At 71.9% G+C, this 13,943-nt stretch carries 15 protein-coding genes and 1 pseudogene; 11 read left to right on the top strand and 5 right to left on the bottom strand.

Translation table 11 applies throughout. From position 1 onward, the window contains the following. The first annotated feature begins 6 nt into the window (after positions 1–6). From FRANCCI3_RS19000 to FRANCCI3_RS19015, 4 genes and pseudogenes are all read left to right on the top strand, one after another. Positions 7–1,173: an 8-amino-7-oxononanoate synthase gene (locus tag FRANCCI3_RS19000; protein WP_035729930.1), complete on the top strand. Its 1,167-nt coding sequence runs from the start codon at positions 7–9 to the stop codon at positions 1,171–1,173. Between the two features lie 30 nt (positions 1,174–1,203). Next, positions 1,204–1,920, top strand: coding sequence for a dethiobiotin synthase (bioD, locus tag FRANCCI3_RS19005; RefSeq protein WP_011438137.1), 717 nt, complete (start codon positions 1,204–1,206; stop codon positions 1,918–1,920). Between the two features lie 184 nt (positions 1,921–2,104). Further along, a complete protein-coding gene (gene bioB, locus FRANCCI3_RS19010) occupies positions 2,105–3,181 on the top strand; it encodes a biotin synthase BioB (RefSeq protein ID WP_011438138.1) in 1,077 nt (358 codons plus the stop codon). Between the two features lie 158 nt (positions 3,182–3,339). Next, positions 3,340–5,145, top strand: a pseudogene (locus FRANCCI3_RS19015) (SpoIIE family protein phosphatase); the annotation flags it as partial. Positions 5,146–5,177: 32 nt separating this feature from the next. Here the strand turns inward: FRANCCI3_RS19015 and FRANCCI3_RS29180 are convergent. Together FRANCCI3_RS29180 and FRANCCI3_RS19020 are read right to left on the bottom strand one after the other, a co-directional pair. Next, positions 5,178–5,363 (bottom strand): hypothetical protein, encoded by a 186-nt coding sequence (locus FRANCCI3_RS29180; protein ID WP_083503449.1) that lies wholly within the window; start codon positions 5,361–5,363, stop codon positions 5,178–5,180. 68 nt (positions 5,364–5,431) lie between these two features. Then, on the bottom strand, positions 5,432–5,662 hold the full coding sequence (locus tag FRANCCI3_RS19020; protein ID WP_011438140.1) for a biotin/lipoyl-binding carrier protein: 231 nt from the start codon (positions 5,660–5,662) through the stop codon (positions 5,432–5,434). A 157-nt stretch (positions 5,663–5,819) separates the two neighbouring features. Here FRANCCI3_RS19020 and FRANCCI3_RS19025 point away from each other — a divergent pair, with 157 nt between their 5' ends. Together FRANCCI3_RS19025 and FRANCCI3_RS29185 are read left to right on the top strand one after the other, a co-directional pair. Continuing rightward, a complete protein-coding gene (locus FRANCCI3_RS19025; protein WP_236701520.1) occupies positions 5,820–6,527 on the top strand; it encodes a DUF5317 domain-containing protein in 708 nt (235 codons plus the stop codon). Next, positions 6,527–6,601, top strand: a complete 75-nt coding sequence (locus tag FRANCCI3_RS29185) for a 50S ribosomal protein bL37 (RefSeq protein WP_369807823.1) — start codon at positions 6,527–6,529, stop codon at positions 6,599–6,601. The genes FRANCCI3_RS19025 and FRANCCI3_RS29185 overlap by 1 nt, the downstream gene beginning before the upstream one ends. Positions 6,602–6,705: 104 nt before the next feature. Here FRANCCI3_RS29185 and rsrA read toward each other — a convergent pair whose 3' ends face one another. The 3 genes from rsrA to FRANCCI3_RS19040 all read right to left on the bottom strand — a co-directional run bounded on the left by rsrA (position 6,706) and on the right by FRANCCI3_RS19040 (position 8,488). Further along, positions 6,706–6,990 carry a mycothiol system anti-sigma-R factor gene (gene rsrA / locus FRANCCI3_RS19030; RefSeq protein ID WP_011438142.1) on the bottom strand — a complete coding sequence of 95 codons (285 nt, stop codon included), beginning with the start codon at positions 6,988–6,990 and terminating at the stop codon, positions 6,706–6,708. Further along, positions 6,987–7,796 (bottom strand): sigma-70 family RNA polymerase sigma factor, encoded by an 810-nt coding sequence (locus FRANCCI3_RS19035; RefSeq protein ID WP_011438143.1) that lies wholly within the window; start codon positions 7,794–7,796, stop codon positions 6,987–6,989. Before FRANCCI3_RS19035 ends, rsrA begins: the two co-directional genes overlap by 4 nt. Before the next feature lie 62 nt (positions 7,797–7,858). Further along, positions 7,859–8,488: an alpha/beta hydrolase family protein gene (locus FRANCCI3_RS19040; RefSeq protein WP_308726831.1), complete on the bottom strand. Its 630-nt coding sequence runs from the start codon at positions 8,486–8,488 to the stop codon at positions 7,859–7,861. Between the two features lie 185 nt (positions 8,489–8,673). Here FRANCCI3_RS19040 and FRANCCI3_RS19045 point away from each other — a divergent pair, with 185 nt between their 5' ends. The 5 genes from FRANCCI3_RS19045 to FRANCCI3_RS19065 all read left to right on the top strand — a co-directional run bounded on the left by FRANCCI3_RS19045 (position 8,674) and on the right by FRANCCI3_RS19065 (position 13,738). Further along, positions 8,674–9,462, top strand: a complete 789-nt coding sequence (locus FRANCCI3_RS19045; protein WP_011438145.1) for a methyltransferase domain-containing protein — start codon at positions 8,674–8,676, stop codon at positions 9,460–9,462. A 210-nt stretch (positions 9,463–9,672) separates the two neighbouring features. Then, complete coding sequence (gene aroA, locus FRANCCI3_RS19050) at positions 9,673–11,013, top strand: 3-phosphoshikimate 1-carboxyvinyltransferase (protein ID WP_011438146.1); 1,341 nt, start codon at positions 9,673–9,675, stop codon at positions 11,011–11,013. A gap of 75 nt (positions 11,014–11,088) precedes the next feature. Continuing rightward, positions 11,089–12,075, top strand: coding sequence for a ribosome small subunit-dependent GTPase A (gene rsgA, locus FRANCCI3_RS19055; RefSeq protein ID WP_011438147.1), 987 nt, complete (start codon positions 11,089–11,091; stop codon positions 12,073–12,075). 101 nt (positions 12,076–12,176) lie between these two features. Next, positions 12,177–13,022 carry a histidinol-phosphatase gene (gene hisN / locus FRANCCI3_RS19060; RefSeq protein WP_035729794.1) on the top strand — a complete coding sequence of 282 codons (846 nt, stop codon included), beginning with the start codon at positions 12,177–12,179 and terminating at the stop codon, positions 13,020–13,022. After that, complete coding sequence (locus FRANCCI3_RS19065; protein WP_011438149.1) at positions 13,019–13,738, top strand: glycerophosphodiester phosphodiesterase; 720 nt, start codon at positions 13,019–13,021, stop codon at positions 13,736–13,738. The genes hisN and FRANCCI3_RS19065 overlap by 4 nt, the downstream gene beginning before the upstream one ends. Positions 13,739–13,943 lie beyond the last annotated feature (205 nt).

Below are 13,943 nucleotides of genomic sequence, written 5' to 3' on the forward strand. Positions count from 1 at the left end.
GCCGTCGTGACCGTCGATGACGTCGAGGCTGCCGCGCCGCTCGCCTGGCTCACGGACCACGCCCGGGCCCGGGCCGCCGCCGGGCTGCGCCGCGAGCTACGCCCGCGGGGCGGCCCGGATAAACCGGGCGCAAGCGTGCTCGTCGATCTCGCGGGCAACGACTACCTCGGGCTCGGCCGTCATCCGGCGGTCGTCGGCGGCGGGATCCGCGCCCTGCGCGCCTGGGGTGCCGGGGCCACCGGGAGTCGGCTCATGACCGGGACGACCACGTTGCACGGGGAGCTGGAGAACGCGCTCGCCGCGCACGCCGGATTCGCCTCGGCCCTGGTCTTCTCCTCCGGCTACACGGCGAACCTCGCGGTGGTCACCGCCCTGGCCGGCCCCGGCGACCTGGTCGTCTCGGACGCGCTGAACCACGCCTCGATCGTGGACGCCTGCCGGCTGTCCCGGGCGGACGTCGTCGTGACACCGCATGCCGATGTGGCCGCGGTCGCGGCGGCCCTCGCCGGACGCCCCTGGCGACGGGCACTCGTCGTGACCGAGTCGGTGTTCTCCGCGGACGGCGATCTCGCCCCGCTGACCGAACTGCACGAGGCCGCCCGGGCCCACGGAGCGGTCCTGGTCGTTGACGAGGCCCATGCGCTCGGGGTGGTCGGGCCCGCCGGTCGGGGGGCACTCGCCGCCACGGGCCTTGCCGGGGAGCCGGACGTGGTGGCGACGGCCACCCTGTCCAAGGCGCTGGGCGGCCAGGGCGGCGCGGTGCTGGGCGAGGCGGCCGTGCGCGATCACCTCATCGACACCGCCCGCAGCTTCATCTTCGATACCGGCCTCGCCCCGGCGAACGTGGGCAGCGCGCTGGCCGCCCTGGAGTTTCTGGGGGCCCACCCGGAGCTGCCCGGCACCGTCCGGCGCCGGGCCCGTCAGCTCGCCGGCCTGACCGGCGCGCCGGATCCCGCCGGGGCCGTCGTTTCAGTGATCATTGGGGATCCCGAACCCGCGATCGCGGCCGCGACGACCTGCCGCGGGCACGGGGTGGCCGTCGGCTGCTTCCGGCCACCGACGGTGCCGGTCGGGACCAGCCGGCTGCGCCTCGCCGCCCGGGCCGATCTCACCGATGCCGACCTCGCGATCGTCACCAACGCGCTGGCCGCCGCCGGGGTCCTGGCCCGATGACAGCCCTGGCCCGATGACAGCCCTGGCCCGATGACAGCCCTGGTGGTGACCGGGACCGGCACCGGGGTCGGCAAGACGGTGGTGACGGCCGCGATCGGCGCGCTCGCGCACGACCGACACCACGCGGTCGCGGTGGTGAAACCGGCCCAGACCGGTGTCGGCCCCGGCGAGTTGGGTGACGTCGACCTCGTCCGCGATCTGACCGGGATCACCGACGTCCACGAGCTGGCCCGCTACCCCGACCCGCTCGCTCCGGCCACCGCCGCCCGCAGGTCCGGGCACCGGGCCGTCGACCTCGACGAGCTCGCCGCCCGGATCGGCACCCTCGCCGACAGCCGCGATCTCGTCCTCGTCGAGGGCGCCGGCGGCCTGCTGGTCCGCTACGACGCGGGCGGCGCCACCCTCGCCGACCTCGCCCGGGTGCTGCGGGCGCCGGTGCTCGTCGTGACCGCCGCGGGCCTGGGCGCTCTGAACGACACGGCGCTGACCCTGGAGGCGCTGGCGCACCGCGGCCTGGACCTCGCCGGCGTGGTGGTCGGGTCCTGGCCGGCCGAACCGGATCTGGCCTGCCGGTGCAACCTCATCGACCTGGAAAGCCTGGCCGCCCGGCCGCTGGCCGGCGTCCTTCCGGCGGGAGCCGGCCTGCTGGCCCGGCTCGAGTTCCTGGCCGTGGCGCGTGCCTCGCTGCAACCGGCACTTGGCGGCACGTTCCGTGCCCAGGAGTTCAGAGCTCGCTACGAGACGTAACCACCATGCTCGATAGTCTTCGGGGCTCGATGGTGTTCGGGAATCCGGCCCCACATCCGCGCGCCGGTTCGACAATGGATGCGCATGCACCTGGGTGCATGCGCATCAGTCCCGACCACGATGCCCACCGCACCCACGCACCCACGCACCCACCGCACCCGTCGACCCTTGTCTGGAGACCCCTGTGACTGCATCCGTGACCACGTCCGTGACCGCGCACCCCACCGCACCTGCACCTGCGTCGCAGCGGCCGCCGGCGGACCAGGACGGTGCCGACATCCTCACCGTGGCACGGCGCGAGGTCCTCGATGGCGGACGGGGGCTGGACGAGGCCGGCGTGCTCGCCGTGCTCCGGCTCCCGGACGAGACGCTGACCGATCTGCTCGCCCTGGCCCACGAGGTGCGGATGCGCTGGTGTGGTCCGGAGGTCGAGGTGGAGGGGATCGTCAGCCTCAAGACCGGCGGATGCCCGGAAGATTGTCACTTCTGCTCGCAGTCCGGCAAGTTCGACTCGCCGGTGCGGTCCGCCTGGCTGGACGTGCCCTCGCTCGTCGACGCCGCCCGGCAGACCGCGGCGACAGGCGCCACCGAGTTCTGCATCGTCGCGGCCGTGCGGGGCCCGGACGCCCGGCTCATGGCGCAGGTGCGGGAGGGGGTCGCCGCCATCCGTGCGGCGGTCGACATCAACGTCGCCTGCTCGCTGGGCATGCTGACCTCCGAGCAGGTCGACGAACTCACGGCGATGGGTGTGCACCGTTACAACCACAATCTGGAGACGGCCCGCTCGCACTTCCCGAACGTGGTCACCACCCACAGTTGGGAGGAGCGGTGGGAGACCTGTGAGATGGTGCGGGCCGCGGGGATGGAGCTGTGCTGCGGCGCCATTCTGGGCGTCGGCGAGAGCCTCGAGCAGCGTGCCGAGCTCGCCACCCAGCTTGCGGCCCTGGAGCCCGACGAGGTTCCGCTGAACTTCCTCAACCCGCGGCCGGGAACGCCCTTCGGGGATCTTCCGCTGGTCGAGCCGCGTGACGCGCTGCGCGCGATCGCGGCGTTCCGCCTCGCCATGCCGCGCACGATCCTGCGCTACTCCGGCGGACGCGAGATCACCCTGGGCGATCTCGACGTGCAGGGGATGCTCGGTGGCATCAACGCCATGATCGTCGGAAACTATCTGACGACGCTGGGCCGCTCCGCGGAGGCCGACCTGAAGATGCTGGCCGAGCTGAGCATGCCGATCAAGTCCCTGCAGGCCACTCTCTAAGCCGTTTTGACGCTGGTTCGTGCCCGGCTGGTTCGTGCCCGGTGCTGATGCTCCCGTTCGCGCAGGAGGTGGACCTGCTTCACACTTGGATGCGTCTCTACCCGCCCGAGTCTCCGACGGTGACCGGCGGCTCCGGCCCCGGCAGGACTGGTCCCGAGATGAACCCGACGCCGCAGCCCGATGGTCAGGTACGCAGCGACATCTGCGGGCCTCGGCCCGGCCTGCCGGACCCGCCGGCACTCGCCCGGTGGGAAGAGGCGCTGCTGTGTCTGCGGGTGTTCGACACGGCGCCGATCATATTCGCGGTCTTCGACCGCGGCCTGCGCTACCGGGCGGTGAACCAGGCGGCTGCCAGGGCCTCCGGCCTGTCCGCCGAGGAGATGATCGGTGGGTATGGCCCGGAGGTGCTCCCGGGCATAGACCCTCTCGGCTGGGAGCGGCTCCGCCGGGTGTTGGCGACCGGTGAGGCGATCCTCGACGAGGAGATCATCGGAGCGACCCCGGCGGACCCGTCGAATCCGCGCATCTGGCGGGCCTCCTACTATCCCCTGCATGACTCGACCGGGGCCAGAATCGCGGTCGGCGTGACGGCGGTGGACGTGACCGACGAGCGTCGCGCGCAGGCCGAACGTGACCTGGTACTGCGGCGGTTGCGGCTGCTGAGCCGGGCGAGCGGGCTGCTCGGCGCGTCGCTGGACCTGTCGGCCACCTTGCGGGAGATGGTCACGCTGGTCGTCCCGGAATTCGCCGACGCCTGCGAGCTGTACCTCGCCGACGAGCCCTGCCCCCCGGGGGCCGAACCCGACCCGCCGCTGCTTCGCCGAGCCGTGTGGGCACACTCCCCCGACCTGCCCCGACCATCCCCCGACCTGCCCCTCCCCCCACCAGACACAAGAAGCAACCTGACCGGACGCCAGGTCGGACGGGTATTCCTCACCCGCCAACCGGTCCGCCTCGACCTGGACGAACGGCTCCCCGACGCACCCGACGCACCCGACGCACCCGACGCACCCGACGCACCCGACGCACCCGACGCACCCGACGCACCCGACGCACCCGACGCACCCGACGCACCCGCGAGCAGCGTGGCCGCCCTGTTCCGGCATTCCCACCTTCGATCCGCGATCATCGTCCCGCTGCTGGTCGGCCCGCACTGCCTGGGAACCGTCGGGTTCGCCGTCACCGCGGCCCGCCCCTACCGCGAGCAGGACACCCAGACCGCCACCGAACTGGGCAGCCGGATCGCAACCGCGATCGCGAACGCCCACGCCTTCGACCACCAGCGGACCGCCGCCCTGACCCTGCAACGCGCCCTGCTGCCCCGCGACATCCCCACCCTGGACGACCTCGACCTGGCCTGGCGCTACCAGCCCGGCACCAGCGGCACCGAGGTCGGCGGCGACTGGTTCGACGTCATCCCCCTGCCGGCCGGACGGGTCGCGCTGGTCATCGGCGACGTCATGGGCCGCGGCCTGAACGCCGCCGCCGCCATGGGCCAGCTACGCACCGCCGCCCGCACCCTCGCCCGCCTCGACCTGCCCCCCGCCGCCCTGCTGACCGAACTCGACGCCGTCACCCGCAGCATCGACACCATCGCCAGCGTCGCCTACGTCATCCAGGACCCGGCCACCAGCACCCTGACCGTGGCCAACGGCGGCCACCTCCCCCCCGCCCTGCGCCACCCCGACGGCACCGCCGACCTCCTCGACGACCCCCACGGGATCATCCTCGGCGTCACCGAACAGACCTTCACCGAAACCCGCCACCGCTTCCCCCCCGGCTCCACCCTCGCCCTCTACACCGACGGCCTCGTCGAATCCCCCACCGTCGACATCGGCGAGGGCTGCCGACGCCTGCTGCGCATCCTCACCGAAACAGCCGACCTGCCCACCACCGCGGACCGGCTACTGACCCTCCTCAACCGCAACGACGGCAACGACGGCTACGACGACGACGTCACCCTCCTCCTCGCCCACGCCCGGCGGGGTCGGCGAGCTCAGACCGAGAGCAGCCCATGCTCCGCGCACCGGGCCGACCAACCCACCGGGGTGACCTGGACGACCATCCGCCGCCGGCAGGCTCGACAGTAGCGGGGTGGCTCCAGATCGCGGGCCCGCCGGCAGGCCTCGTGGCTGCCCACACTGGCCAACTGACCGCAACGGTCACAAAACGCGGCGTCCATAATGGGCAGCTTAGGACATCGCCCGAGGCATCGGATCTCTCAGCCGCTACCCCGCCGAACAAGGACGATCAGGCGGCGGGGAGCGGCTCGACCACGGCGATCAGGTCACCGTCCTGGACGACGTCGCCCTCCTGCACCGCGATCCGGGCGACCGTCCCGCCGTCCTCGCTGATCACGGGGATCTCCATCTTCATCGAGTCGAGGATCACCAGGGCGTCACCGGCGCTCACCGGGTCTCCCACACCGACGACGACCTTCCAGACGTTGGCCACCATCTCAGCGCGGACTTCCTCGGCCATCAGGCTCCCTTCAGCGGCGGTGAATCTGGCAAGAGCGTAGTGCGCCGAGGCTGTCCGACCAACGTCCCTGGGCCCCGGATGTATCCGGGCCGGCACGCTGGGGCGACGCGACCGCCCGGTGCTGGGACTGTCGCTCATAACACCGCACACTACGCATGTGCTCGTACTTCTGGTGCTGACCCTGCTATGCGGTCTGGGCGTCGGCCTCGCCCGCGGCGGAACTCTCGGCGCCCTCGCCCGCATCGATGTCTCCCGACCATGGCTGCTCGCCGCGGCGGTCCTGGTGCTCGCGATCGGCCGACTCGTGCCCGCCCTGCACAGCCCGGCGTGGATCGCGGCCGCCGTGGTCACAGCCCTGTTCGCCAGCGCGAACAACCGCCTGCCCGGACTCGGTCTCCTGGTCACCGGTCTCATCTCCAACGCCGCCGTCATCACCGCGAACGGCGGCCAGATGCCGGTGTCGCGGTGGGGGGCCGACCACGCCGGTGTACCGATTTCCGACATCTTGACCTCGGCATTTCACACGCCGGCCGGGGATGGTACGGTCCTGCGCCTGCTCAGTGACATCATCCCGCTGCCCCTGCCCTGGACGCCCGCGGTCGTCAGCGTCGGCGACGTGGCGATCGCCGCGGCGCTGGGACTGTTCGGAACGCTGGCCCCCGTGCGGGCGTGGCGCACGTTGCAGGCCCGCCGCCACGCCAGGGCGGTACAGTCTCCGGCCCAGGGGAACCTCGGCGATGGCTCACCGGATGGGTTCGGCGGCGCCGACGAGGACGACGGCCTCGACGGACCCGCCGGTCACCTCCCGTCGGTGCGGACTGGCACGATGACTGCACGTCGAAGCAGAACGGAGGGAGATTCCTGATGGCGAAGAAGAAGCGCAAGCGGCGCGCACGGGCGAAGAACAAGGCCAACCACGGCAAGCGCCCGAACACCTGAGCCACCCGGCGGGCCGTGGCAGCCACGGCCCGCCCCCGGGCTGCCCGATACTCCGTCCGGCCCCAGCTACTCCGGCCGGCCCCAGCTACTCCGTCCGGCCCCAGCTACTCCGGCCGGTACTCGGCGGCGTCGATCTCCACCCGGGCGGCCCGCAGCCGGGCGAGCAGGCTCGCCCGCAGCGACTCGGGCGCCCGCTCCCCGCCGCACTTACGGGCGACGAGCATCTTCACCTCGTGCTCCACCCCGAACTCGCGCAGGCAGGGGGAGCATTCGTCAAGGTGGGCCCGAATCAGATTCTGCTGCCCGCCCTCACACTCACCGTCGAGATACAGAAAAACCGCGTCGAGCACTTTCCGGCAATCGATCTCGTGTGGACCGCCGCAGCTCACGACGCACCGCCCTCGCCGTCGGCGGAACCGGCCGCCACGAGCCCACGGTCCAAGGCGTACTTCTCCAGGGACTTCCGCAGACCCCGGCGACCGCGGTGCAACCGGGACATCACGGTCCCAATCGGCGTACCCATGATCTCCGCGATCTCCTTGTAGGCGAAGCCCTCGACGTCGGCGAGGTACACCGCCATGCGGAAGTCCTCGGGCAGGGCCTGCAGGGCGTCCTTGATGTCACTGTCCGGCAGGTGTTCCAACGCCTCGGTCTCCGCGCTCTTGAGCCCACTGGACGTATGCGACCCCGCCTCGGCGAGCTGCCAGTCCTCCACCTGCTCGGTGGGGCTCTGCAACGGCTGGCGCTGCCGCTTGCGGTACGTGTTGATGAACGTGTTCGTCAGAATCCGGTAGAGCCAGGCCTTGAGATTCGTGCCCGCCTGAAACTGGTGGAAGGCCGCGAACGCCTTGACGAAGGTCTCCTGCACGAGATCCTCCGCGTCGGCGGGATTACGGGTCATGCGCAGGGCTGCCGCATACAGCTGGTCGAGGTAGGGAAGGGCGTCCTGCTCGAAACGGGCGCCTCGCTCCTCGGTGGTCTCGTCGACCAGGATCACTTCCTCACCGTCATGCTCCCCGGCGGCCCACCCCGCGTCCACCACACCTGACCGGGCGACACGCGACCGTCCTTCCAGAGCGGACGATACCCCGGCCAAAGCCGGAGCGCGCATCGGCGCAACGCTCGGCAAAGGCCGGCCGGCGGCGGTCCGCGCCTGCGCGGACCGCCGCCGGCCGGTGCTGCTCCCAGGAGTCATGAAGCCTCCGTGACGTCATCTGGCTGCCGGTTAGCTGTCGGCTGACTGCCCACACAACCGGATCAGCCCGCGGATGATTCCCGCAGCCGGCCCCGCAGCCAGAATGCGCCGACCCGGGCCGCTTCGGCCACGCCCTCGCCGGGCGGACGCGCATCCCGTCGGCGGGTCTGGAAGGAGTGGTCGGCTCCCGCGACGAGATGGATCTCGCGGCCGAGTTCCGGATCGGGCCGCGGTCGCCCGAAGGAGTCCCGCTCACCCTGGACGACGAGCACCGGGACGCCCGCGCCGTCGAGTTCGTCCTGCCGCGACGGCCTGGTTTTGCCTGCCGGCGTGGTTCCCGGTGGCTGGAGCGGGAAGCCGAGGGCGAGCACGCCGCACGCCTCGAGCCCGGCCGCGACCCGCATAGCCACCCGCGATCCCATCGAGGCGCCGGCGAAGGCCAACGGGCGCGGCGGGCCCAGCGCCTCGACCGCGGCGATCGCGACCGCGTCGAGCCGGGCCGGCCGGTCCGGCGCCCGCCGCCCGGCGACGCGGTACGGCATCTCCAGCCGCGCCACCTGCACCCCGACAGAGGTGAGATATGCCGCAAGTTGGACGAAAAGCGGCGTGTCCGTGCCAGTCCCGGCTCCGTGCAGGAAGAGCACCGTCGACTCCGCCGTGCCGGGAACCACCAGCAGCCGTCCGCCGTCCACAGCTGTGGGCGCTCCATCACCCGGGACCTGCCCGGGGTCGGCGGCGGTGGACGGCGAATCCGGTGCGCATCTATCCGCGCGAACAGGGAAGGACACGGCGTGGTCGAGCCTGGAATCTGTCAGACTTCCGCCTTGAGTGTGTGACTTACCTCGCATCATCGCCCCTCGAAGGGTAGGAACGTTTCATGCCGCCTGGCCCCGACGCCGATCCGGGTCCGTCTCGCGGACGAGCGAACACCCTGGTCTGCGAGGCTCCAGCCAACAGTGACGACCCATACTGGGCGTTCTACGAAGAGGTCGCGGCGGTCCAGCTCCGCGAATGGCTGCCGTCCCGGCCCGCGCGGGTGCTCGACGTCTCCGGCCCGCGGGCCCGCTTCGCCCGCCAGATGGTGAGCACCGGCCATCAGGTCGTCCGGGTGGTCACCAGCGCCCTGCCACCCGATCCGGCAAGCGGTCCCGGAACGCTTCTGCCGGTGGTGGGGGACCCCCGCTCGCTGGACTGGTTCGCTCCCGGTTCCTTTGACGCCGTCCTCGCCGAGGCTCGGGCGCTGTCGTTCTGCCTCGCCACCGAGACCATCCTGGAGGAGATCCATCGGATGCTGCGGCCGGGCGGCCAGCTGCTGCTCTGCGTCGATTCCCTGCTGCTCGGACTCGCCCGGCTCGCCGAACAGCACCGCTGGGCGGAGCTGTCCGACGTCCCGCGGGCGGACGTGGTACTCGTGCCGGCGGAAGACGGAACGATCACCCGGTGTTTCTGGCCCGAGGAACTTCGGGCACTGCTGACCAGCGCAGGGCTCGACGTGGACTGGATCCGCCCGCGCACCGTGCTCTCCGCGGAGGCGGTCAAGCGCGCGGTCGCCGAGGACGTCTCGTGCTTCCCCACCCTGGTACGCACGGAGGTGGAACTCTCCGCCGAGCGTGAGGGTGAGTCCATCGGCATCCATCTCATCGCCTCGGCCCGCCGGTCCGCCTAAGATCCGGCGCGGCGGTCGGTCCACGCGGGCCAGGGGGCGAGGCGTTCGAGGACGGCCGCGATTCCCAGGAGCCGGGCCTCGTCCCCGTGCCGGCCGGCGGGAATCGGGTGTCGGGAATCAGGTGGCGGGAATCAGGTGTCGGGAATCAGGTGTCGGCCGGCGCATGTCACGAGGACGCGGTTGACCCGGGCCGTCGTCCGGCATGCTGTCATGGTGAGCATCCTGACGGGTAGCGAAGCCACCGGAACGCAGTCCGATCCGTGGCCGGCTCCACTCGCACGGCAACCGGTCGAGGCCGTCGTCGCGGTGCCCGGCTCGAAGTCCGGCACAAACCGGGCACTCGTGCTCGCCGCGCTGGCGAACGGAACCTCCCGGCTGCGGGGTGCGCTGCGCTCCCGCGACACCCTGCTGATGGCCGGGGTGCTGAGGACGTTGGGTATCGAAGTATCCACCGAGGGTCCCGACTGGGTCGTCCACGGCCACCCGACACCGAGCGCCGCACCCACCGCGCGCGCGGAGTGCGGAAACGCGGGCACCGTGGCGCGCTTCACCCCGGCACTGGCCACGCTGACCCGCGGCGACGTCGTCTTTGACGGAGACGCGCGGATGCGCGAGCGTCCGCTCACCCCGCTGCTCGGCGCGCTGCGCGAGCTCGGCGCCGAGATCGACGGCGACCGAATGCCCTTCACCGTGCACGGCCGAGGGCGGCTGCGTGGCGGCGAGGTGATCGTGGATGCCTCCCACTCCAGCCAGCTTGTCTCGGGGCTGCTCCTCGCCTCCCCGCACTACGACACCGGGGTGACGGTCGTCCACCGCGGGTCCCGGCTGCCATCGGCTCCCTACCTGGACATGACCGTCGCGGATCTACGGGCCGCCGGTGCCACGGTCGAGGTCGACGCCGTGTGCTCCCCCGCGGCCGGCCCGGTGGCGGACACCCGGCGCTGGCGCGTCGAACCGGGCCGGCCGACCGCCGCGGACCGGACCATCGAACCGGACATGAACAGCGCGGCGGCCTTCCTCGCGGCGGCGGTCGCCACCGGCGGGCGGGTGATGATCTCGGACTGGCCGGAGTCGACCGAGCAGCCCGGCCGGCTGCTGCCCGATCTGCTGGTGGCGATGGGAGGCACGGCCCGGCGCACGTCGGCGGGCCTGGAGATCACCGGCGCCGGTGCCGTCCACGGGATCGACGTCGATCTGTCCGACTTCGGGGAAGCCGCTCCGATACTGACCGCCCTCGCCGTGCTCGCCGACTCGCCGTCACGGCTACGGGGCATCGCGCACCTGCGGCTGCAGGAGACCGACCGGCTGGCCGCCCTGGCCCTCGAACTCGGTCGCCTGGGCGCACGGATCACCGTCGCCGACGACGGGCTGGCGATCAGTCCGGCGCCCCTGCACGGCGCCCGGCTCGACCCGCACGCCGATCATCGGCTGGCGATGGCCTACGCGGTGGTCGGCCTCGTGGTGCCCGGGATCGTCATCGACGACATCGCGACGACCGGCAAGACGGTGCCGGACTTCCCCGAGATGTGGACGGCGATGCTGGACCAATGAGCGGCGCGACGCGACGCCCCCCAGGCCAGGCCGGCTGCCCCCCGGGTCCGACCGACAGCGCCGGCGGCTAGTCCGATGGCCCGCGAGCTGGACGAGGACGACGTCCGGGTCCGGCCGAGCCGGGGATCGCGCCCCCGGACCCGGGACCGGCCCGACCATGCCGAGGCGGTCGCGGCGGTGGTAGTGGGTGTCGACCGCGGCCGGTACACCTGCCGGCTCGACACGATGGCCGACCGCCTGGTCGCGGCCGTGCGCGGTGGGTCGATGCGCCGGACCTCCGTGATAGTCGGTGACCGGGTGGCCCTCGTGGGAGATGTCTCCGGGGCGGCGGGCCTCTTGGCGCGCATCGTCCGCCGCGAGGAACGCACGAGCGTCCTGCGGCGCACCCCCGACGACAGCGATCCGGTGGAACGCCCGATCGTCGCGAACGCCGACGTCCTGGTCATCGTCTGCGCGGTCACCGATCCGCCGCCGCGGCCCGGCCTGATCGACCGATGCCTGGTCGCCGCCTACGACGGCGGGCTCTCCCCGGTCCTGTGCCTGACCAAGACGGATCTCGCGGATCCGGCAGCGCTGGTGGACCTGTACCGCCCACTCGGACTCCCCGTCGTGACCACGCGCCCCGGTGGGGACCTGCGCGCGCTGCTGGAGCTGCTGACCAATCGGGTCAGTGTGCTGTTCGGGCACAGCGGGGTCGGCAAGTCCACCCTGGTGAACCGGCTGGTGCCGGCGGCGGACCGGGCGATCGGCGAGGTCAACGCCGTGACCGGCCGCGGCCGGCACACCTCGTCGGCCGCTGTCGCACTGCGGCTGCCCCAGGGGGGCACTGTCGTGGACACCCCGGGTGTCCGGTCGTTCGGGCTCGGCGCGGTGTCCCCGGACCGCGTGCTGCGCGCCTTCGAGGACCTCGCCGCGGCCGCCGCGCACTGTCAGCCCGGATGCCAGCACCTGGCGCCGTCCCCCGACTGCGCCCTGGACTCGGCGGTGCGGGACGGCCATGCCGACGCCGCCCGGCTGGCGAGCCTGCGCCGGCTGCTCGGCACCCGCGGAGCCTCACCTTGATCGCAATAGATCGGGAGATTGGTCACACTAACCCCGCCACCTGGTGTCCGGCGCCCGGGACCACCGACGCGCGGTGGGGCTCGGCTCGTAGTCTCGCAGGCGTGACCCCGCCTAACCCCGCATCCGTGAGCATCGAACCGACCGCGGACTCCGACACCGTCGCCATCGCCGACGATCTGGCCCTCGCGCTCAGCCTCGCGGACGCCGCCGACCGGATCACTCTTTCCCGATTCCAGGCAGTAGACCTGCACGTCGAGTCGAAGCCGGACAACACCCCGGTCTCCGACGCCGACACCGCCGTCGAGTCCATGATCCGCAAACGGCTCGCCGTGGCCCGGCCGGGCGACGCCGTGCTCGGCGAGGAGGAGGGTCTCGTCGGATCGGGCGCCCGCCGGCGCTGGATCCTGGACCCCGTTGACGGCACCAAGAACTTCGTGCGCGGCGTGCCCGTCTGGGGCACCCTGCTCGGACTCGAGGTGGACGGCGAGATGGTCGTCGGGGTCGCGAGCGCCCCGGCGATGAGCCGACGGTGGTGGGGAGCCCGGGGCACCGGCGCCTTCACTCGCGACGCCACCGGCGACACCCGTGCCCTGAAGGTCTCCTCGGTCACCAGCCTGGGTGACGCCTTCCTGTCCTTCGCCTCCGTCGAGGGCTGGCAGACCGCCGACCGGCTGGAGGAGTTCCTCCACCTCGCCGGCCAGGTCTGGCGGACCCGCGCCTACGGCGACTTCTGGTCGCACATGATGGTCGCCGAGGGCGCCGTGGACCTCGCCTGCGAGCCCGAGGTGTCGCTCTGGGACATGGCCGCGCTCCAGGTCATCGTCGAGGAGGCCGGTGGCCGGTTCACCGACCTGGGCGGGCGCCGGGGGCCGGGACACGGCACGGTGCTCACCACCAACGGGCATCTCCACAACGTCGCGCTGCAGTCGTTCAACGGCTCTTCATGATCGGTTTTGCGCATCGTGGTTCTCCCGCCCCCGGCCAGCGGGAGAACTCCCTGCCCGCGTTCCGTCGCGCTCTGGCCGGCGGGGCGAGTGGGCTGGAGTCGGACGTCTGGCTCGCCGCCGACGGCGTTCCGGTCCTGCATCATGACGGTGTGTTCGGCCCGCCCGGGCGGCGTCGGCGGATTCCCGACCTGACCGCCGACCGCCTGCCGGGGTGGCTGCCAACCCTCGCGGAGTTCTACGCGCAGCTGGGTACGTCCTTCGAGTTCAGTCTTGATCTGAAGGGCCCGCCGGGCAGCTGGGCGGACGCGGCGGCGGCCGTCGTCACCGTCGCCCGCGAGGCCGGTGGCGGCGAGGCCGCGAGGCGGCTGTGGCTGTGCGGCGGGCTCACGGACCTAGCGAAATACCGACCGCTGGATGACGACGTCCGGCTGGTGAACTCGACGTCGATCCGCGACATCGTCACCGGCGGCGGAATGACCGCGTACGGCGATGAACTCCGGGCCGTCGGAGTCACCGCCCTCAACCTGCGCGCGCGTGAATGGACCCCACCACGGGCCGGCATCGTCGGTGTTCTCCACGACCTGGGTATCGCCGTGTTCGGGTGGGATGCGCAACGAACAACCACACTGACCCGGCTAGCCGGCTACGGGCTCGATGCGGTCTACAGTGACCATCTACGCCGGCTGGTACGCGTGACGGGTGCCACCCGGGCATAGCCAGCAGAGGTGCCCGGTGACGCGACTGTCGTAGGTGCGCCAAGGTCAGACGAATTGGGTAGTCAACCAGGCGAAGTCGTTGATTCAGTTGTGCGCAGCGTGACGCGACTCCGGCACACCGTCATATCACTGCTGGTTAGGATAGCGCCGTGCAAGCTATAGCCGGCGTCGCCCTCGATCACCAGGGAAAGATCGGTTCCCCGAA

Source organism: Frankia casuarinae (assembly GCF_000013345.1).
GTDB classification, from domain to species: Bacteria; Actinomycetota; Actinomycetes; order Frankiales; family Frankiaceae; genus Frankia; species Frankia casuarinae.

Bases quoted from the DNA above. Each gene is read 5' to 3' on its own strand.
- FRANCCI3_RS19035 (WP_011438143.1), bottom strand. From the start codon at position 7,796: ATGACTCCTGGGAGCAGCACCGGCCGGCGGCGGTCCGCGCAGGCGCGG.
- aroA (WP_011438146.1), top strand. From the start codon at position 9,673: ATGGTGAGCATCCTGACGGGTAGCGAAGCCACCGGAACGCAGTCCGAT.
- bioD (WP_011438137.1), top strand. From the start codon at position 1,204: ATGACAGCCCTGGTGGTGACCGGGACCGGCACCGGGGTCGGCAAGACG.
- FRANCCI3_RS19045 (WP_011438145.1), top strand. From the start codon at position 8,674: ATGCCGCCTGGCCCCGACGCCGATCCGGGTCCGTCTCGCGGACGAGCG.
- rsgA (WP_011438147.1), top strand. From the start codon at position 11,089: ATGGCCCGCGAGCTGGACGAGGACGACGTCCGGGTCCGGCCGAGCCGG.
- FRANCCI3_RS29180 (WP_083503449.1), bottom strand. From the start codon at position 5,363: ATGGACGCCGCGTTTTGTGACCGTTGCGGTCAGTTGGCCAGTGTGGGC.
- FRANCCI3_RS19020 (WP_011438140.1), bottom strand. From the start codon at position 5,662: ATGGCCGAGGAAGTCCGCGCTGAGATGGTGGCCAACGTCTGGAAGGTC.
- FRANCCI3_RS19065 (WP_011438149.1), top strand. From the start codon at position 13,019: ATGATCGGTTTTGCGCATCGTGGTTCTCCCGCCCCCGGCCAGCGGGAG.